The sequence below is a fragment of the Vibrio sp. EJY3 genome (genome assembly GCF_000241385.1).
Lineage (GTDB): Bacteria > Pseudomonadota > Gammaproteobacteria > Enterobacterales > Vibrionaceae > Vibrio > Vibrio natriegens.
In genome coordinates this window covers 1,057,615-1,076,080 of sequence record NC_016613.1, presented here as the reverse complement: position 1 = coordinate 1,076,080, position 18,466 = coordinate 1,057,615, and the positions used below count along the sequence as shown (strand labels likewise).

Genomic DNA, 18,466 nt, shown 5'->3' with positions numbered 1-18,466 from the left:
CTAAAATTTGCCTAATTTCTAAAGAGGATTAAATGGCTAAAGAAGACGTAATTGAGATGCAAGGCACTGTCCTTGACACTCTACCAAACACTATGTTCCGTGTTGAACTTGAAAACGGTCACGTTGTGACTGCGCATATCTCTGGTAAAATGCGTAAGAACTACATCCGTATCCTTACGGGTGACAAAGTAACTGTAGAGATGACTCCATACGACCTAACTAAAGGCCGCATCGTCTTCCGTGCTCGTTAATCTCTGATTTTCGGATGCAAATAAAAAACGGAGCCTGACGCTCCGTTTTTTATTTGTGGTCGATAAATCACAAGCAGAGCTATCGCGCATGATTCATGTTGCCCGAGTTTCATTAAAAAAGGATGCTAACGCATCCTTTTTTGTTTCATAGAACCGAGAGTTTATCAGTGCACTGCGGCTTCTTTCTCGCTCAAATACTCAAATTCCAGAGCATCGTTTACGAGTGAAACCTTCACGGTACCACCGTTAACCAAAGAGCCGAACAGAAGCTCGTTCGCCAAAGGTTTCTTAAGCTGCTCTTGGATAACACGTCCCATTGGACGAGCACCCATCGCTTTGTCGTAACCCTTGTGTGCCAACCAGTGGCGCGCGTCTTGAGAGACTTCCATCGAGACACCACGAGCATCCAGCTGCACTTGAAGCTCAACGATAAACTTATCGACAACTTGATGGATAACCGTCTCATCCAGGCTATTAAACCAGATGATGTTATCAAGGCGGTTACGGAATTCAGGAGTAAATACTTTCTTAATTTCCGCCATCGCGTCATGGCTGTTGTCTTGTTGAATCAAGCCTATCGATTTTTTCTCGGTTTCCGCAACACCGGCGTTGGTCGTCATGACAAGAATCACATTGCGGAAGTCCGCTTTACGACCGTTGTTGTCGGTCAGGGTGCCGTTATCCATCACTTGCAATAGCAAGTTAAAGATATCTGGATGCGCTTTCTCGATCTCATCCAACAGAACCACAGAGTGCGGGTGTTTTATCACCGCATCAGTGAGCAAGCCACCTTGGTCGTAACCCACATATCCTGGTGGAGCACCGATTAGACGGCTCACCGAATGACGTTCGCCGTATTCAGACATATCAAAACGCAGTAGCTCAATGCCAAGCAATTTAGATAGCTGAACAGTCACTTCCGTTTTACCAACACCTGTCGGGCCTGCAAACAAGAATGAACCGACAGGTTTATTGTCTACACCCAACCCTGCGCGGGTAAGCTTGATGGCTTCTGATAATGCATCAATCGCATTGTCTTGTCCGAACACCAGCATTTTCATCTTGCGGTCCAGATTCTTCAGAATATCTTTATCCGAAGAAGATACCGATTTTTCTGGAATGCGAGCCATTTTCGCAACCATTGCTTCAATGTCTGCTACACCGACGGTTTTCTTACGTCGGCTTGCTGGAGCCAAGCGGCTGCATGCGCCAGCTTCATCAATAACGTCGATTGCTTTATCAGGTAAATGACGCTCATTAATGTACTTAGCCGATAATTCCACAGCGGCACGAAGTGCTTTGTTTGTATAGCGAACTTCGTGGTGCGCTTCGTATTTCGGCTTAAGACCCATCAAAATCTTAGTTGTGTCATCAAGTGATGGCTCAACAATATCGATTTTTTGGAAGCGACGAGATAGTGCACGCTCTTTCTCAAATATGTTGCTGTACTCTTGGTACGTTGTTGAGCCGATACAACGAAGCTTGCCGCTGCTAAGCAGAGGTTTAATTAAGTTTGCCGCATCAACTTGACCGCCAGACGCAGCGCCCGCACCGATGATAGTATGAATTTCATCGATAAACAGAATGGCGTCTTCTTCTTTCTCAAGCTGTTTCAAAATGGTTTTAAAACGTTTCTCAAAATCACCGCGATACTTAGTACCCGCAAGCAAAGAACCAATGTCCAAAGAGTAGATTACGCTGTTTTCGATAACTTCAGGAACCTGCCCTTCAACAATTCTCCACGCCAGGCCTTCTGCAATCGCAGTTTTACCCACACCAGCTTCACCGACAAGCAACGGGTTGTTTTTACGGCGGCGACAAAGCACTTGAATAGTGCGCTCGAGCTCTTTGTCTCGACCGATTAGCGGATCAATATTCCCCGCTTTAGCTACCTGGTTTAAGTTGGTAGCAAAACTCTCCAGACGTTCTTCCGAGTTCGAATCATCCGTACTTTCTGAACTGAAGGAATCTGGTGATGATGGATCTTCACTCGCGCCAGACGCTTTGGTAATGCCGTGGGAGATAAAATTGACGATGTCTAGGCGAGAGATATCATTTTTCTTAAGAAGGTAAGCAGCATGAGATTCTTGCTCGCTAAAAATAGCAACAAGTACGTTCGCCCCTGTCACTTCATTTCGACCCGACGACTGAACATGAAAAACTGCACGTTGTAGGACGCGTTGGAAGCTCAAAGTCGGCTGAGTTTCACGCGTCTCATCGCTTTCTGGGATGAGAGGCGTAGTTTGATCGATGAATATATCGAGTTCGTTACGCAAAGCATCTAAATCCGCTTTGCAGGCTAGAAGGGCTTCCTTAGCTGCATCATTTTCCAACAATGCAAGTAGGAGGTGTTCGACAGTCATAAACTCGTGACGTTTGTCGCGCGCACGAGCAAATGCACTGTTAAGGCTTGACTCTAGTTCTTTGTTTAGCATAAGTACCTCCCGAAAAAACAACTGGGGTTGTTCGAGCAAGTCTTCTTTTTACGCTTGCTCCATAGTGCAAAGCAACGGATGTTCATTTTCCCTTGCGTACATCGTAACTTGCGCTACTTTTGTCTCGGCAATTTCTGCGCTGTACGTCCCACAAACTGCCTTTCCTTCATAGTGTACCTTGAGCATTATTTGAGTCGCTCTATCTATATCATGAGAAAAGAATCGCTCAAGTACCTCTATGACGAAATCCATAGGTGTATAGTCATCATTGTTGAGTACAACGTTATACAGCTTAGGTGGCTGAATTTTTGTACTTTCTCGCTCCAGAAGATCAGAGTCTGGAGTGACCCACTCAAAATTTTTACTCATGGCAATTAAAGATATCGTATCAAAGGGTTGATGTTTTCGACCTATAAAAACAATCTACCACAAGCATGCTGCGCGGTGTAGTGAGAAGTGACACCGAAATAGAACTTTGATAGATAAAAGTTACTACCTATATAGAGACTAATGCACCTCTTGCGGGGGTGCAAATAAAAGATGCTTATCGATACGCTGTGATCTTTTACTTAAAACTTTGCCGCTATCAACCCTAAGATTTCTTACTTATACGTTGCGATTGCGATACCAATGCACAGTCCGTATTAGATCACATTTCCCGATTTTTGAGGCGATATTTATCACGAAATCTTCATTTTTTATTCAATCAGAGGATTTCACTAACATAACAAACACAAATAGTATGGCTATTTTTCAACTTGTCATTTAGCAGCTAAAACATCTGAACATCAACGTACAGCCAGGAAAGTGTTTGCAAAATTGTTAATCTCAAAAGTGATTTGTTTTCAATAATGTTTCTGTTTGTTGCGAAACGCTATTGACTGTGTGGACTGATTGACTACAGTGGAAAGTGTTGATGCATAAATCATCATCTGTGCGGAGCTTTTTTATTTCGAAGGCTCGCAGAGTCGAGGATTCACATTGACGCGATGGACGAACAGAAAGTCTTCTGTTAGCAGTCGTTAAAAGTTAATAGTAGTTTCAAGTTAAAGGTATAACTTGATTAAAGTAACAACATCAGTAAAAAATGCATGAGGGATGTAAAAGCATGGCTACAGGTACAGTAAAGTGGTTTAACAATGCCAAAGGATTTGGGTTTATCTGTTCTGACGAAGAAGAAGGAGATATCTTTGCCCACTACTCAACTATCCAGATGGACGGTTATCGTACACTGAAAGCAGGCCAACAAGTCTCATACGAGATAGAAAAAGGTCCAAAAGGTTGTCACGCGAGCAGCGTAGTACCGATTGAAGACCAAGCGAAATAATTAGAGCGCTGTAGAAACAAAACATTGCTCTCGTAACATAGATTAAAACACTGTTTATCGTTACGCAGAGAAAAATAAACCCGCCAAGTCAGCGGGTTTATTATTATCTGAACGACACACCGCGCACGGTGTGTCAGATTCACATTACTTATCGATAATTGAGTTCAGAATTGCACTTGGACGCATTAGTTTAGACGTTAATGAGTCATCAAGTAGGTAGTAACCACCTAGCTCGCCTTTCACGCCTTGTGCGTTGTTCAACTCGGCAACAATCGCTTCTTCTTGCTCTGATAGTGCTTTTGCAATCGGTGCAAATTCAGCTGCCAGATCAGCATCCGCTGTTTGCTCAGCCAACGCTTTTGCCCAGTATGATGCTAGGTAGTAGTGACTACCACGGTTATCCAGCTCACCCACTTTACGTGATGGTGACTTGTTGTTATCTAGGAACTCACCTGTCGCTTTATCCAGTGTATCTGCCAGAACTTGTGCTTTCGCATTGCCTGTAGCTACGCTTAGGTGCTCTAAAGATGCAGCTAGCGCTAGGAATTCACCAAGAGAATCCCAACGAAGGTGATTTTCTTTTTCAACTTGCTGAACGTGCTTTGGAGCAGAACCACCAGCACCAGTTTCAAACAGACCACCACCATTCATCAGTGGAACGATTGATAGCATCTTAGCTGACGTACCAAGCTCAAGAATTGGGAACAAGTCAGTTAGGTAGTCACGTAGTACGTTACCTGTAACAGAAATTGTGTCCAGACCTGCTTTGATACGCTCTAGTGAGTACAGACATGCGTCTACTGGTGACAGAATCTTAATTTCTAAACCGTCAGTATCATGATCAGGTAGGTATGCGTTAACCTTCTTGATAAGCTCTGCATCGTGTGCACGGTTTTCATCTAGCCAGAATACTGCAGGAACGCCTGTTGCGCGAGCACGAGTCACCGCTAGCTTAACCCAGTCTTGGATTGGAGCATCTTTCACCTGACACATACGGAAGATGTCGCCTTCTTCTACAGCTTGCTCAAGTAGAACCTGACCCGCTGTATCAACAACACGTACTGTACCTGCTGCATCTAGGATAAACGTCTTATCGTGAGAACCGTACTCTTCTGCTTTTTGAGCCATTAGACCAACGTTTGGTACGCTGCCCATTGTTGTTGGATCAAATGCACCATGCTCTTTACAGAAATCAATTACTGCTTGGTAAATACCTGCGTAGCAACGATCAGGAATCAATGCTTTCGTATCTTTTTGCTTGCCGTCAGGGCCCCACATTTGACCAGAAGAGCGAAGCATTGCTGGCATAGACGCGTCAACGATGATGTCGCTTGGTACGTGAAGGTTGGTGATACCACGATCAGAATCAACCATCGCTAGCTCAGGCTGAGTTTGGTAAACCGCTTGAATTGCCGCTTCAATCTCTTCTTTTTGTGCTGCTGGTAGTGATTCGATTTTTGCGTAAACGTCACCAAGACCATTATTTACATCAACGCCAAGCTCTTCGAATAGCTTTCCGTATTTAGCGAATACGTCTTTGTAGTACACTTTTACAGCGTGACCGAAGATGACAGGGTCAGAAACCTTCATCATGGTCGCTTTCATGTGTAGAGATAGCAATACGTCTTGTGCTTTTGCTTCAGCAATTTCTTTTTCGAAGAACTCAACCAGTGCTTTCTTCTTCATTACTGAAGAATCGATTACTTCTTTGTCTAACAGCGGAAATGCTGCTTTAAGTTCTTTAACCGAACCGTCAGCACCAACAAACTCGATTTTTACGTCTGTCGCACCTGAAACGGTGGTAGATTTTTCACTGCCAAAGAAGTCATTGCCAGACATGCTAGCGACATGTGATTTTGAATCCGCAGACCATGCACCCATTGAATGAGGATTTTTCTTCGCATAGTTCTTAACAGAAAGCGGAGCACGACGGTCTGAGTTACCTTCACGTAGAACTGGGTTTACTGCACTACCCTTAATTTTGTCGTAAGCCGCTTTAATCGCTTCTTCTTCGTAAGTCGCTGGCTCATCTGGGTAATTTGGTAGATCGTATCCTTTGCTTTGAAGCTCTTTAATCGCCGCACGTAGCTGTGGGATAGATGCAGAAATGTTTGGCAGCTTAATGATGTTCGCTTCTGGAGTTTGAGCTAGATTACCAAGCTCTGTCAACGCATCGCCAATACGTTGTTCTTCTTTCAAATGCTCTGGGAAGTTAGCGATAATTCGACCTGCTAGTGAAATATCACGAGTATCTACATTGATGCCAGACGATGCAGTAAACGATTGGATAATTGGTAGTAGTGAATAAGTTGCTAGCGCCGGTGCTTCATCAGTGATGGTGTAGATAATTGTAGGCTTTTCTGTAGGCATGAAATTTCCCTATATTTTAATCAACTTGTTGGTTGATCAACTCAATTTCTGAGTTGGTTTCTTTGACGCACTGCGCTTATGAGAAGTACGATTCAACTCGATAACGCAACATGCGGTGTGCACCCTTTGTTATAGTTTGAAGCGCTGGGCTCTGAATCCATGAGTGCACTGATATAATTAAACAATTCACACGAAATAGTCTATCATTCTGTGCGCGTTTATTAAATTTAGGCGCGCAAATGATATCCGATCATAAGAAAAGTTGAAACTTTCAAACACAGTTCATTTACATTTTTGTAGGGTAGTTAACATGTCATCTCGCACAGGTTATGAAAAAGGTCGTCGTAGTCATCAATCTAAAGAGGGGCATTTTAAACGTTCTGAAAAGTCTGACCGTCCCCGTACCACAACAAGTAATAAGCGCCGCTATACCCGAGCAACACAAAGTCAAAAACCGCGCATCAACCCACAGGACCGCAAAGTAGTTGTGTTTAATAAACCTTATGACACGCTTAGCCAATTTACTGATGGTGATGGACGTAAAACACTCGCTGACTACATTCCGGTAAAAGATGTCTACGCCGCAGGTCGATTAGATCGTGATAGTGAAGGCCTGATGGTGCTCACAAACGACGGTATTTTGCAGGCAAAACTAACACAGCCTAAATCTAAATCCCCTAAAACGTACTGGGTACAAGTCGATGGTGCACCGGAAGATGCCGATCTTGATAAACTGCGTAAAGGGGTAAAACTGAAGGACGGGATGACGCTACCAGCGAAAGTTGAGGTGATGGATGCGCCCGAGATCTGGGAAAGAACGCCACCCGTGCGCTTTCGTGCCAATATTCCTACTACCTGGCTAGCGATAACCATCATCGAGGGAAGAAACCGACAAGTGAGACGCATGACCGCTCATATCGGCTTCCCTACTCTGCGTTTGGTGCGTTTTTCTATGGGGAACATCGAGTTAGGCGATCTACAGCCGGGGGAGTGGAAAGAAATAGAGCTCTAGCCACTCTAATGAAAAAAGCCAGTAGCATCAGCTACTGGCTCTCTAAAAGCAGTCATCGACGTTGAGTGCGTACGATTACTGTTGGTCAACCAACCACTTACGGAAGGCTTTACGCTCGTTTGGCGACAATTTCAAATACGTCATTTTCGCTTTTTGCATTTCCAGGCTATCTGGACCAGCAGACGTCGCTGCCTGCTGCGTACCGTTTACTACACTCGCGCCGGAAGCGGGTGCGATTGCACTGCCCGCAAAACTAATGCCGTTGGCTGCGTTATAAATAGCAAGCTGCTCATCAAGGTTTGAATAAGGGAACGTGCCCTTTTTTCCCACCATTTTGACTTGGTCGTAGTTTATATCGCTGTCATTAAGGCTAACATTCCAATCAACCTTATCGCCTTCAAACACTCTTTTGGCTTGAGTTAGCTCGTTCAGTTGCGGACCGTCGATTTCCAATTCGCCACCATTGACATCCAAAGTAAGAATATAAGGTGCTGAAGTGAAGTTACCACGCTTTTCACCTCGACCTAGCATCGTATTCATACGCAATACGATTTGATTCGACCCCGTCGCAAGCATAAATGGTTCATCCATCTGTTTTGCATCTTGGCTATTGATAAATAGCACTTCAACTCCTTGAGCCGCATCTAGTTCCGTCAATGAACTGGTATTCGCATACGCATTAGGGACACTCAGCGCAGAAAGCGCCATTAAAATCGAAGTCCAAATTGTACGTTTCATGATTTAACCCTTTTTTATCATTAAGTTTTATACCCAAATAATCTCGAAGCCTGATATCACCATGCCTATAAGCTCAGTTGGGTATAACGCTTACCGCTTACCTATATAATCAATCCCTATATAACCAAAAAGGCCGCATAAATGCGACCTTTGAATTACATTCAACTTGATATCAAGTTATTAGAATGTGTAGTACATACCAGCTACAGCACCATCAGCTTCTGTTTTGTTGTTGCTGTCTGTTTTGTTTTCGTAATCAGAGTATTCTACGAATGCTGCGATGTTGCTAGAAACTGCGTAGTCTGCACCAACAGTGTAGTAGTTGATTTCTTCGTCGTTGTCACCTTCAGTGAAACCGAATGAAGTGTAAAGACGTGCTTTTTCGATTTGGTAGTCTAGAGCAGCAGAAATTGTTTCTAGATCAGTAGCGCCATCGATGTCTTCAGACACGTAGTTCACTGCTGCGCCGAAGTTAGCGATGCTCATACGTGCTGCTACACCCATGATTTGGTGATCATCACCATGGCCACGGTTACCTTGATCTTGGTAAGTAGCGCCTACAGTGAACATTTCGTTAAATGCGTACTGAGCAGATACACCGTATGCTACATCTTCATCTTCGTTAGAAGATAGGTAAGAGTCAGCAATTAACTTAAGACCGCCAGTTGTGTACTTAAGTGAAACTGCATGGCCAGCAGACTCTAGAGAACTAACGAAGTCATCCATGTAACCGAAACCTTCGTTAGTGTTATCGATTGTGATTGCGTCTAGAGAATCACCGAAGTCACCAACTTCACCAGCAGCGATACCGAAGTTTTCACCAACGCTGAAGCCGAAGTAAAGGTCGTCAGTTTTCATTGAATGATCATCATCCAACTTGCCTTCCCAACCGTTGAAACCGTTGCCGTTTTCGATTTCGAAAGAACCGAATGCAGTTACGCTGTCGTTTAGCTTGTGTGTTGCATCGATCTGGATTTTAGCCCATAGGTCTACGTCAAGATCAGAGTCAGATTCAGTAGCTACACCAGCGCTAGTTACTGTTGTTTCAGCAGCACTTAGGTAAGTATCGATTTCACCTTTTACGTTGAACGCTGTAGTACCGTCGTCGTAGATGTTGCCTGCAGCAAGTGCAGAAGTAGATACAGTTGCAACTGCTAATGCTAAAAGAGTCTTTTTCATAATTAATCCACTGCCTTTTCTTAGTTTGGGATATCCTTTCCGAATTCCCTTTTTTTATTTTTTTGAGCGCTAGCGTTAACTGGTTGTTACGCAATGCTTTCCCAAAATCTGAACCTAGAGTGCAAAAGATTGTTCTGCCTGTCAAATTTTCTAAACTCGAATGTAAAAAAACAAAAAAGATCTTATTTAACAACAAGTTGATATTTTACATATCATTTTTTAGATTAACATCTAAACAATAAACTTGATTTTTTCACAATTACACAACCATTAATTACAAATATAAACACCACGTTCGGATTAAAAAATAACCACTAAATTAGATTTTTATTCTTTTATTTTTATAAAATAGAGGATTTTATATATAAATACTAATGAACTCGATTTCATTTAGATTAGGTTCAATCTTTTTTTGTGAAGAAGATCCATATTCCGAACAAAAGCATTCCATTTTGTGAACTACTTTACAGCTAGTGATGTGTGCTACTATTCGCCTCCAACGCATTTGAGGCCCGTATGCTGACCAGTAACATTCAAAAATCGATTCGCCATAGCTACCAGAACTTACAAGCTCAGCTTGATAACTTTGTTCCTAGAAGAGCGCAAAACTATCTCGTTGCTGAAATAGCAAAAACACTTTGTGGCCAATATCATAAATCTAACCGCATGCTGGTCGCAGAAGCAGGGACTGGTATAGGTAAGTCTCTCTCCTACCTGATGGCAGCCATTCCAGTCGCCGTTCACAACAATCGCAAAGTGGTGATATCTACTGCCACTGTCGCGCTACAAGAGCAGCTTATTAACAAGGATTTACCTTTATACCGCCGACTAACGGATAAAGAGTTTTCTTTTATTCTGGCAAAAGGTAGGCAACGTTATTGTTGTGCAGAAAAACTTGCTACGGCGAGCGGGGTCGATGGCGGCCAATTAGCAATGTTCGAAACCAAGCCTAAGAAAAAAGATATTGAGCTGTTGGAGACGATGTATCGCTCTCTAGCTCAAGGCAAATGGGACGGGGATCGTGACTCGTGGCCAAAACCTATTGATGACCAGCTGTGGCAGCTTATTGTCAGTGATAAGCACAGTTGCAATAACAGTTTGCCAGGACATCGTGGTTGTCCTTTTCAAAAGGCTCGCTCAGAGTTAGATAAAAACGACGTCATCATTGCAAACCATTCTCTAGTAATGGCTGATGCCGACTTAGGGGGTGGCGTGATTTTACCAGAGCCCGAAAACACCATTTATGTCTTCGACGAAGCGCATCACTTACCGCATGTCGCGCGCGATCATGCGTCTGCATCAGCGAGTTTGAAGGGTGCTGCCGCGTGGTTAGAAAAGCTCAATCAATCAATCAGCAAGTTTTCCTCGCTAGCGGATGAAAAACGCGTATCTCGATTCCGAAATGATTTACAGGAATCCGTGCAAACCTTGATACCTGAGCTTAGCCAGTTGGCAAAGCAGTTTGACCCTGCCCACTTTGACCAAGACATTTATCGCTTTGAGCACGGAGAGCTGCCGACGTGGTTGGAGAATCAATCAAAAGATCTCAAACAAGCGAGTAAGAAAGCGAATCAAAGTGTCGCAAAAATCGCCGATCTTATCGCTGAGCGTGTAAAAGATGGGGAACTTTCGACCAGATTAGCCGAACCTGCGCTTGCGGAGCTGGGGTTTTATATCCAACGTTTGGAAAACCTCGCCCAAGTTTGGCACCTGATGGCTGAACCGACACGTGAAAAAGGCGCGCCTCTGGCGAGATGGTTACAAAAACACCCAGAGCGTGAAGGAGACTTCATCGTCAGCGTTTCCCCGTTGGAAATCGGCTGGCAGCTTGACCAACAAATTTGGAGTCGCTGTATTGGTGCGGTATTAGTATCGGCAACGATTAGAGCACTAAATTCGTTCCATTACTTTTGTCATCAAGCTGGCATTGATGGTAAACCAGAGTCTGGCACTCAGTTTTTAGCGTTGGCTTCACCATTTGATTATCAGAACCAGGCTGAGTTACTTATTCCAGCGATGAAATATGAACCGCCTGCACCTCAGTTTACTGAATATCTTATTGAGATATTGCCTAAGTACTTAGAAGACAATAAAGCCAACTTAGTATTATTCTCTTCTTACTGGCAAATGAACCAAGTCGCCGAGGCCTTGTCTACAGACTTTGTTAAGCGAGGCTGGGCGTTGCAAGTACAAGGTGAAAGCTCGCGCCAAGAAATTCTAAAAAAACATAAAAAGCTAATAGAAACAAATAAAACCAGTGTTCTATTTGGTACCGGAAGCTTTTCTGAAGGACTTGATTTACCGGGTGAGCTTCTCGAAAATCTGGTCATTACCAAGATACCATTTGGTGTTCCGACTTCTCCTGTAGAACAGGCTCATTCCGAATACATCGAAAAGAAAGGCGGAAATCCATTTATGCAGATCACTGTACCAGATGCGAGTAAAAAGCTGATCCAAGGCGTTGGTCGGTTACTGCGAAAAGAGCGCGATTCTGGTAGAGTAACCATTCTAGATAGACGCCTTGTCACAAAGAGATATGGGCAAGCGTTAATCGACTCGCTGCCGCCATTTAAACGTAAAATAGAATATTAGAAGAAAAACCATTTATGGAAATGATTGAGCCAGGCATGTTGCTGGTGTTGGCGCTTGTCGCTTTTGTTGCTGGATTCATCGATGCCGTTGCTGGTGGTGGTGGTATGCTAACCGTCCCAACGTTGTTATCTTTGGGGCTTCCACCCCACATCGCTCTGGGAACAAACAAACTCGCCGCGACGTTTGCCTCTTCGACGGCGGCTTTCACCTACTACAAAAAGCGTTTATTCCGCCCAAGATGCTGGGGAAGATCCTTCGTTGCCACCCTAATAGGAGCAACCGTTGGTACGCTGTTTGTCGACGCTATCAGTACCGAGTGGTTAGAGAAAGTATTGCCGCTGATCATCTTGGCAGCTGCTCTATATACCGTTTTCCATAAAACGCCGAAAACGACACACCAAAGTCCAATACCAGAGCCGTGCCCTCGACTACATAAAAAGCAATATGCACAAGGCTTTTCACTTGGCTTCTACGATGGGCTGGCAGGTCCGGGCACGGGGGCATTCTGGACGGTGAGCTCAATGGCACTCTATCGACTGAATATCCTACTTGCTTCTGGCCTGGCAAAAGCAATGAACTTTACCAGTAACTTTACTTCCCTCATTACTTTTGCAGTGTTGGGGCATATCAACTGGGTGCTAGGCTTAACGATGGGGCTATGCTTAATGGCAGGTGCTTTTGTCGGCGCTCATTCTGCGATTCACTTTGGCGCTAAATTCATTCGCCCGGTATTCGTTACCGTGGTGAGCATACTTGCGATTAAATTGGCTTATGATGCTTGGTTTGTAGGGTTAACATGAACATCGATCAACTTTCAGCACATTTAGAGCAGATGGCAAAACAAGCCGCCATGCTTGATCGTCAAAGGGGTGAGCATCATGTGCCGCTTTTTGATGAACGTCTGTTTAGCTGTCGTTCTCGATTGCTCACACCTTGTGTCAAAGAAGCCAAGTCAACACTGGGTGCCATCGTTCGAGAGCAGAACGAAGGCAAGTTAACTGCCCTGCGTGCTGAATATCTTACTGAACGTTTGGTCGCACAGATTGCTGCCATCCAGCGGGAAATCTCAACCACCAAAATCCGTAAAAACGAAATCAAGCACAGCAGCCATTTTCGAAAACCGATCAATGTTCTGTATCAAGAGCTTGCTCAGCATCAAGAGTGGGCTCGTCGTTTACGAGAAATGGTACTTGAAAAAGAGAGAGCAGTAGCAACAGCTCCGAGTTTCATGCGCGCAGAAGCGCAGAAGGTTTTACTCGCTACAGAACAACGGCTGGAACGCTGCGAAGCGGCGTTAGTTAAGCTCGAAAACCAAATCACTCACAGGGAAAAACATCAGTAATGTCTGACCAACCAACCTCTCCTCTTGACGATGCACCAGATGATGTAAAACTGGCCGTCGACCTCATCTACTTACTCGAATCAAACGAAGTTGACCCTGAAGTTGCGTTAAGTGCTTTGAAAATAGTGCAAATAGATTTAGAGAACAAATTAAAATCTAAACAGTAAGCTAGATTTAGCAATTGCCACTACATTTTGTTCGAGACAAAAGCTTTTTAATCGCGGAGAGAGGCGGACGGCTAGTTGTTTGTAGCCTAGCCATTCTAAGCAAAACACCTCTCAACAAAGAGTAAAACGCTTTTAGCGGGGGCAGTATTTGTGGCTCTTTTATACTGCGTTATCGGCTTATCAGTTAGGTCAACAGACACTGGGCATGGATTATGAAAATACATTAATAAATGCTAACTGGGATTAGTATATGAGGTTTATGACATGATTAGGTTCCAACTGAAAAACCTTATTTACCATATAAGATGGCCAATAACTGGTGCCAATAACACAGTAATCATACCAGCGAGCATCATCGCAACGCTGGATATGACACCTTCAGAACTTCCCAGTTGATAGGCTTTTGCAGTACCCGCTCCGTGAGCAGAAGCTCCCAGACTTGACCCCTTACCCAAGCGAGAACGAATGGATAAAACGGTAAGAATTACTTCTCCAACAGCCATTCCTATGACACCAGTCATCACGACAAATAATGCCGTTAAATCTTCTTGACCACCTATCAATTTACTCGCTTCAACCGCAAAAGGCGTCGTAATAGAACGCATTGCTAAGCTTTTCTGCAAAATCGCTGACAGACCAAAGATTTTGGCCAACAAAACAGAGCTTCCTATGGCTACAAAAATGGACGTAAGAACACCAATTGACATGGATAACCAATGCCGTTGAATAAGACGACGGTTGTCATATACAGGAATAGCAAAAGCAACAGTGGCAGGGCCAAGCATCCACAACAGCCAATGAGACTCTGACATATAAGATTGATAAGGAATATGAAAAGCGAACACGACCACAATCAGCAACAAGGGCGCCAGCAACAAAGGCATCAAAAAAATCGTTTTTTTACGCTGATAAAGTATTTTGCTCAAATAATAAAAAACAACCGTCATCAATAAACACAATATACCCAATCCAAAATCTGTTTCGAACATAGTTAGTGCTCCGTATGTTTTGTCAGTTTTTGGTAGTGTCTGTTGCTTTTTCTCCGGGACAACTGCAACTCAAAACGATAAACACGATCAACAACCGCAGCCGTAATTCCCAAAACTAAAACTGTACTAATCAGTAATACAACAAATATTCGTAATCCTTCCGTTTCTATCAGTGATTGGTATTTCACCACGGCAACTACAGCTGGCACAAAGAACAATAGCATTTCAGCTAACAGCCAAGTTGCACCTTTACGTAACCAGCTTGCTTTGATCACACCAAGAAACAGACACAACAGTAATATCAACATCCCAGCCAAATTAGCTGGCACCGGAAAATTAAACTGTTTAACCAAATACTCGGCAATCCACCATATCGCAGATAACAAGCCAATTTGCAGCAAGGTAAGCAATCCACCAGTAAATACCTTCATGACTTCTTACTCCATTCTGAGATTTTGATCACATTATATCCAGAACAAAAATAGTCATATAGTGAATTTTTATTATCAAAATCATGCCAAAATGGAATAGTTTTCTAATAGCTAAATTGAGCAAAGCATGGACATTAAATCACTCCGTTATTTTGTCGAACTCATTGATCAAAAAAGTTTCACCCGGGCTTCAGAAAATTTATACGTGACCCAGCCAACAATCAGCAAAATGATACAAAGTCTCGAACAGTCTGTTGCACAACCACTGATACATCGTGAGGGGAGAAAGTTCTGGCTAACGGATGCAGGAGAAATCGTATATCTTCGGGCAAAACAAATATTAGAGACAATGGCACAATTAAACTCCGAACTCATTGATCTCAACAAATTAGAACGAGGTCATCTTCGCTTAGGCATCCCACCTATGGTTGGTCCCCTGTACGCTGGATTAATTCGCCAATATAAACAACTCTACCCGAATGTAGAACTAACGATCGTCGAATACGGAGGCAGGAGGATTGAGCAGGCACTTATCGAAGGCGATCTTGATGTTGCAATCACCATGTTAGCGACTCAGAATAGAGATTGCTTAACAAACCTTGTCCTTGATGAATATCCCATTCATGCCATTTTACCTGACACAACTTCTTGGTCAGAAAAAAGCTCGATCTCATGGGAAGAGCTAAAAGAGGAACCTTTCTATATCTACACAGAAGAATTTACTTTGAGTGATTACATTCTGAGCCAATGCCAACAAGCAGGGTATTCTCCGCAAATTTCAGCCCGTAGTAGCCAGTGGGACTTTCTCGTTGCTCTCGTGAAAAGTGGAGTTGGTGTGACCTTTCTTCCCCAACCTTTATGTAATCGTATTCTTGACGAAGATCTGCTGATAATACCTATTCAGCCCTCCATCAATTGGCAACTTGGCGTGGTTTGGAATCAAGAGAGATATATCTCTAAAGCTGCAGAGGCATGGATTAAACTTTGTCAGGAAAGTGGAAGGAGCCATGCATAGCCTAAAGCAAGGGCTTTCATGCGTAATGGCGGTAATATCCTCGATTTGAAAGCGGCACTAGGTCATGTCAAAATTGAACAAACGATGGTTTACGCCAGATCACCTTTCGTCGGTAGTCAATTTCAACCCGATCAGCGGCCTCAAAGTATAGCGATAAAAATGGCGACAAAGTGGCGGCGTTACTCAACAAACCTCGCCATCATCCATCAAAATACACTTTATTAGTTTTCAAAAACCCTTTAGCCAAAAGGCATTACAAGGGATAACAATAGGTTCAAAAGTATATGAAAGTAATCAGCTTTAACATCAACGGACTCCGTGCAAGACTGCATCAGCTCCAGGCGCTCATCGACAAACACCAGCCTGACGTTATTGGGCTTCAGGAAATCAAAGTCCACGATGAAGCGTTTCCAATAGCAGATGTCGAAGCCATGGGTTACAAAGTGTATTTTCATGGTCAAAAGGCGCACTACGGTGTTGCGATGCTTTGTAAGCAAGAACCTATCAGTGTGCAGAAAGGTTTTCCAACCGATAACGAAGAACATCAAAAGCGCATGATCATGGCGACCTTTAAAGACGAAAATGGTGAAAAGGTAACGGTACTTAACGGCTACTTCCCTCAAGGGGACAATATTAGCCACGAAACCAAATTTCCGTATAAGCGCCAGTTCTACAAAGACCTAATGACATACTTGAATGATCATCATAGTAACGATGAACAATTAATTGTTATGGGCGACATCAACATAAGCCCAATTGATGACGACATCGGCATTGGCGAGCCAAATCGCAAACGCTGGCTAAAAACGGGCAAATGTTCGTTCCAGCCAGAAGAGCGTGAATGGCTGAAAATTTTATTAGACTGGGGCTTTGAAGATACTTTCCGTAAACTGTATCCAGAAGTGAATGACCGTTTTTCGTGGTTTGATTACCGTTCTCGCGGTTTTGATGATAACCGTGGTCTACGAATCGATGTGATTTTAGCGACGCCTTCACTGGCACAGAAATGTATCGAATCAGGTATCGACTATGAACTGCGTGGGATTGAAAAACCATCTGACCACGCCCCTATCTGGTCAACGTTCAAGTAATCCTTCCTCACCTAAATAAAAAGAGCGCATTGATGCGCTCTTTTTATTTGTTGCTGCCATTGGTCTTATTGGCTTAGTGGTCGAGAATAGGCTAGCAATCGCTTTTCTGCCTGTTTAAAACACCACAGAATGATAAACGTCAGCGACATATAGAATAAACCCGCCGTTAAGAACGATTCAAATGGAGCGTAGTAACGTGAGTTAACCAAACGAGCTGCGCCGGTTAGATCCATGATGGTTACAATGCCCGCTACCGCACTACCGTGCAGCATGAAGATCACCTCGTTTGAATATACTGGTAATGCTCTTCGTAATGCACTCGGTAAAATGATACGACGGTAAGTCTTAAATTTACTCATTCCATACGCTTTAGCCGCTTCTACTTCGCCTTTTGGTAAGCCATTAATTGCGCCTCGGATAATCTCCGCCGTGTAAGCTGAAGTATTCAATACAAAAGCAACCAGTGCACAAAACCAAGCGTTTTCCCAAAGGGTATCTTTGACCGGGAAGAACTGGTCCATACCGTAATAAATGAGGTATAGCTGAACCAGTAACGGTGTCCCACGGAAAAAGTAGATAAACGCCCATGCTGGCATGCTTAACGCGTAGTTTTTACTGTTTCTTGCTATCGCCATTGGGATAGATACACTCAGCCCAATGATAAGCGAAATGCCCACCAGCCATACCGTTGTCCAAAGTCCACTTAGATAAATCGGGAAGCTTTCAATAATCAGTGAAAAGTCCATAACTTACCTCGCGTGAATACTGAACTTGCGTTCAACAAGTTTAAGCAAACCTGTAGAAACACTGGTAAAGAATAGAAAGATGATCGCAACGGCCATGTAAAACGTAAATGGCATTTTCGTCGAGCCAGCTGCTAAAGAACTCATTCTCACCATATCATCCAGACCGATGATAGAGACCAGCGCCGTAGTTTTAAGCAGAACCAACCAGTTATTACCAAAGCCAGGTAAAGCATGGCGAATCATCTGAGGCAAAAGAATTCTTCTGAATGATAAAACAGCGTTCATACCATAAGCTTTCGCCGCTTCAAGCTCACCTCTGTCTACGGCCATGATCGCACCACGGAACGTTTCTGCCATGTATGCGCCAAAGATAAAGCCAATGGTCAGTACACCAGCAATAAATGGGCTCACGTCGATGTAATCTGGCAGATATGCCGTCCACTCATGGTTAGGATCACTCGATGCAAACCACTCATTTAGCGTTTCATTGATAGAATAAAGGCTGTTATTCAAAAGTATTTGTCCACCAAAGAAAATCAGCATCATCAGAACCAGATCTGGGATACCACGAATAATGGTGGTGTAGAGAGTGGCAATCGCTCTTGCCCATTTGTAAGGTGATAACTTGGCTAAAGCACCAAGCATGCCCAATATCACTGCAAGCAGCAGAGAAAGCACTGCAACTTCAATAGTTACTAAAGCTCCTGTAAAGATGGAAGCTTCGTATCCTTGTAAATCCAGCATAGGTGAGTTCCTAATCCCTAAACTCAAAAAATCGACC

At 43.6% G+C, this 18,466-nt stretch carries 18 protein-coding genes; 9 read left to right on the top strand and 9 right to left on the bottom strand.

Features of this window, described 5'->3' with window-relative positions; genetic code table 11:
• Positions 1 to 32: 32 nt before the first annotated feature.
• On the top strand, positions 33 to 251 hold the full coding sequence (gene infA / locus VEJY3_RS04905; protein WP_006075347.1) for a translation initiation factor IF-1: 219 nt from the start codon (positions 33 to 35) through the stop codon (positions 249 to 251).
• Between the two features lie 164 nt (positions 252 to 415).
• Here infA and clpA read toward each other — a convergent pair whose 3' ends face one another.
• Both clpA and clpS read right to left on the bottom strand, forming a co-directional pair.
• Entirely contained in the window at positions 416 to 2,686 is a 2,271-nt protein-coding gene (gene clpA / locus VEJY3_RS04900) for an ATP-dependent Clp protease ATP-binding subunit ClpA (protein WP_014231321.1), read from the bottom strand.
• Positions 2,687 to 2,734: 48 nt separating this feature from the next.
• Positions 2,735 to 3,055: an ATP-dependent Clp protease adapter ClpS gene (gene clpS, locus VEJY3_RS04895; protein ID WP_014231320.1), complete on the bottom strand. Its 321-nt coding sequence runs from the start codon at positions 3,053 to 3,055 to the stop codon at positions 2,735 to 2,737.
• Between the two features lie 739 nt (positions 3,056 to 3,794).
• Here clpS and cspD point away from each other — a divergent pair.
• Positions 3,795 to 4,013, top strand: coding sequence for a cold shock domain-containing protein CspD (cspD, locus tag VEJY3_RS04890; RefSeq protein ID WP_014231319.1), 219 nt, complete (start codon positions 3,795 to 3,797; stop codon positions 4,011 to 4,013).
• Positions 4,014 to 4,157: 144 nt separating this feature from the next.
• On the opposite strand, the gene VEJY3_RS04885 is transcribed toward cspD, so the two are convergent.
• The gene (locus VEJY3_RS04885; RefSeq protein WP_014231318.1) at positions 4,158 to 6,383 is read right to left on the bottom strand and encodes an NADP-dependent isocitrate dehydrogenase; all 2,226 of its coding nucleotides are present in this window, start codon (positions 6,381 to 6,383) and stop codon (positions 4,158 to 4,160) included.
• A 310-nt stretch (positions 6,384 to 6,693) separates the two neighbouring features.
• Here VEJY3_RS04885 and VEJY3_RS04880 point away from each other — a divergent pair, with 310 nt between their 5' ends.
• Positions 6,694 to 7,395, top strand: coding sequence for a pseudouridine synthase (locus VEJY3_RS04880; protein WP_014231317.1), 702 nt, complete (start codon positions 6,694 to 6,696; stop codon positions 7,393 to 7,395).
• A gap of 75 nt (positions 7,396 to 7,470) precedes the next feature.
• Here VEJY3_RS04880 and VEJY3_RS04875 read toward each other — a convergent pair whose 3' ends face one another.
• Together VEJY3_RS04875 and VEJY3_RS04870 are read right to left on the bottom strand one after the other, a co-directional pair.
• Complete coding sequence (locus VEJY3_RS04875) at positions 7,471 to 8,133, bottom strand: DUF2057 family protein (protein WP_014231316.1); 663 nt, start codon at positions 8,131 to 8,133, stop codon at positions 7,471 to 7,473.
• A 180-nt stretch (positions 8,134 to 8,313) separates the two neighbouring features.
• Positions 8,314 to 9,312, bottom strand: a complete 999-nt coding sequence (locus VEJY3_RS04870) for a porin (RefSeq protein WP_014231315.1) — start codon at positions 9,310 to 9,312, stop codon at positions 8,314 to 8,316.
• 516 nt (positions 9,313 to 9,828) lie between these two features.
• On the opposite strand from VEJY3_RS04870, the gene dinG reads away from it, so the two are divergent.
• From dinG to rsmS, 4 genes are read left to right on the top strand one after another with little or no spacing between them, the layout of a single operon-like run.
• Positions 9,829 to 11,904 carry an ATP-dependent DNA helicase DinG gene (gene dinG, locus VEJY3_RS04865; RefSeq protein ID WP_014231314.1) on the top strand — a complete coding sequence of 692 codons (2,076 nt, stop codon included), beginning with the start codon at positions 9,829 to 9,831 and terminating at the stop codon, positions 11,902 to 11,904.
• Positions 11,905 to 11,918: 14 nt separating this feature from the next.
• Positions 11,919 to 12,704, top strand: a complete 786-nt coding sequence (locus VEJY3_RS04860) for a TSUP family transporter (RefSeq protein WP_014231313.1) — start codon at positions 11,919 to 11,921, stop codon at positions 12,702 to 12,704.
• Positions 12,701 to 13,246: a primosomal replication protein gene (locus VEJY3_RS04855; RefSeq protein WP_014231312.1), complete on the top strand. Its 546-nt coding sequence runs from the start codon at positions 12,701 to 12,703 to the stop codon at positions 13,244 to 13,246. Before VEJY3_RS04860 ends, VEJY3_RS04855 begins: the two co-directional genes overlap by 4 nt.
• Positions 13,246 to 13,413 carry a pleiotropic regulatory protein RsmS gene (gene rsmS / locus VEJY3_RS04850; protein ID WP_014231311.1) on the top strand — a complete coding sequence of 56 codons (168 nt, stop codon included), beginning with the start codon at positions 13,246 to 13,248 and terminating at the stop codon, positions 13,411 to 13,413. The genes VEJY3_RS04855 and rsmS overlap by 1 nt, the downstream gene beginning before the upstream one ends.
• Positions 13,414 to 13,706: 293 nt before the next feature.
• Here rsmS and VEJY3_RS04845 read toward each other — a convergent pair whose 3' ends face one another.
• Positions 13,707 to 14,402: an LrgB family protein gene (locus VEJY3_RS04845; RefSeq protein ID WP_014231310.1), complete on the bottom strand. Its 696-nt coding sequence runs from the start codon at positions 14,400 to 14,402 to the stop codon at positions 13,707 to 13,709.
• Between the two features lie 2 nt (positions 14,403 to 14,404).
• The gene (locus tag VEJY3_RS04840) at positions 14,405 to 14,833 is read right to left on the bottom strand and encodes a CidA/LrgA family protein (protein WP_014231309.1); all 429 of its coding nucleotides are present in this window, start codon (positions 14,831 to 14,833) and stop codon (positions 14,405 to 14,407) included.
• 127 nt (positions 14,834 to 14,960) lie between these two features.
• Here VEJY3_RS04840 and VEJY3_RS04835 point away from each other — a divergent pair, with 127 nt between their 5' ends.
• Both VEJY3_RS04835 and xthA read left to right on the top strand, forming a co-directional pair.
• The gene (locus VEJY3_RS04835) at positions 14,961 to 15,848 is read left to right on the top strand and encodes a LysR family transcriptional regulator (protein ID WP_014231308.1); all 888 of its coding nucleotides are present in this window, start codon (positions 14,961 to 14,963) and stop codon (positions 15,846 to 15,848) included.
• Positions 15,849 to 16,132: 284 nt separating this feature from the next.
• Entirely contained in the window at positions 16,133 to 16,939 is an 807-nt protein-coding gene (gene xthA, locus VEJY3_RS04825) for an exodeoxyribonuclease III (protein ID WP_014231306.1), read from the top strand.
• A gap of 65 nt (positions 16,940 to 17,004) precedes the next feature.
• Here the strand turns inward: xthA and VEJY3_RS04820 are convergent, their stop codons facing one another.
• Positions 17,005 to 17,685 carry an ABC transporter permease gene (locus VEJY3_RS04820; RefSeq protein WP_014231305.1) on the bottom strand — a complete coding sequence of 227 codons (681 nt, stop codon included), beginning with the start codon at positions 17,683 to 17,685 and terminating at the stop codon, positions 17,005 to 17,007.
• 3 nt (positions 17,686 to 17,688) lie between these two features.
• Positions 17,689 to 18,429: an ABC transporter permease gene (locus VEJY3_RS04815; RefSeq protein WP_014231304.1), complete on the bottom strand. Its 741-nt coding sequence runs from the start codon at positions 18,427 to 18,429 to the stop codon at positions 17,689 to 17,691.
• Between the last annotated feature and the right edge of the window lie 37 nt (positions 18,430 to 18,466).

Coding starts and splice junctions, on each gene's coding strand:
- VEJY3_RS04840 (WP_014231309.1), bottom strand. CDS start 14,833: ATGAAGGTATTTACTGGTGGATTGCTTACCTTGCTGCAAATTGGCTTG.
- VEJY3_RS04835 (WP_014231308.1), top strand. CDS start 14,961: ATGGACATTAAATCACTCCGTTATTTTGTCGAACTCATTGATCAAAAA.
- infA (WP_006075347.1), top strand. CDS start 33: ATGGCTAAAGAAGACGTAATTGAGATGCAAGGCACTGTCCTTGACACT.
- VEJY3_RS04875 (WP_014231316.1), bottom strand. CDS start 8,133: ATGAAACGTACAATTTGGACTTCGATTTTAATGGCGCTTTCTGCGCTG.
- rsmS (WP_014231311.1), top strand. CDS start 13,246: ATGTCTGACCAACCAACCTCTCCTCTTGACGATGCACCAGATGATGTA.
- VEJY3_RS04815 (WP_014231304.1), bottom strand. CDS start 18,429: ATGCTGGATTTACAAGGATACGAAGCTTCCATCTTTACAGGAGCTTTA.
- VEJY3_RS04885 (WP_014231318.1), bottom strand. CDS start 6,383: ATGCCTACAGAAAAGCCTACAATTATCTACACCATCACTGATGAAGCA.
- clpA (WP_014231321.1), bottom strand. CDS start 2,686: ATGCTAAACAAAGAACTAGAGTCAAGCCTTAACAGTGCATTTGCTCGT.
- VEJY3_RS04855 (WP_014231312.1), top strand. CDS start 12,701: ATGAACATCGATCAACTTTCAGCACATTTAGAGCAGATGGCAAAACAA.
- dinG (WP_014231314.1), top strand. CDS start 9,829: ATGCTGACCAGTAACATTCAAAAATCGATTCGCCATAGCTACCAGAAC.
- VEJY3_RS04845 (WP_014231310.1), bottom strand. CDS start 14,402: ATGTTCGAAACAGATTTTGGATTGGGTATATTGTGTTTATTGATGACG.
- VEJY3_RS04880 (WP_014231317.1), top strand. CDS start 6,694: ATGTCATCTCGCACAGGTTATGAAAAAGGTCGTCGTAGTCATCAATCT.
- VEJY3_RS04860 (WP_014231313.1), top strand. CDS start 11,919: ATGGAAATGATTGAGCCAGGCATGTTGCTGGTGTTGGCGCTTGTCGCT.
- VEJY3_RS04870 (WP_014231315.1), bottom strand. CDS start 9,312: ATGAAAAAGACTCTTTTAGCATTAGCAGTTGCAACTGTATCTACTTCT.
- VEJY3_RS04820 (WP_014231305.1), bottom strand. CDS start 17,685: ATGGACTTTTCACTGATTATTGAAAGCTTCCCGATTTATCTAAGTGGA.
- cspD (WP_014231319.1), top strand. CDS start 3,795: ATGGCTACAGGTACAGTAAAGTGGTTTAACAATGCCAAAGGATTTGGG.
- xthA (WP_014231306.1), top strand. CDS start 16,133: ATGAAAGTAATCAGCTTTAACATCAACGGACTCCGTGCAAGACTGCAT.
- clpS (WP_014231320.1), bottom strand. CDS start 3,055: ATGAGTAAAAATTTTGAGTGGGTCACTCCAGACTCTGATCTTCTGGAG.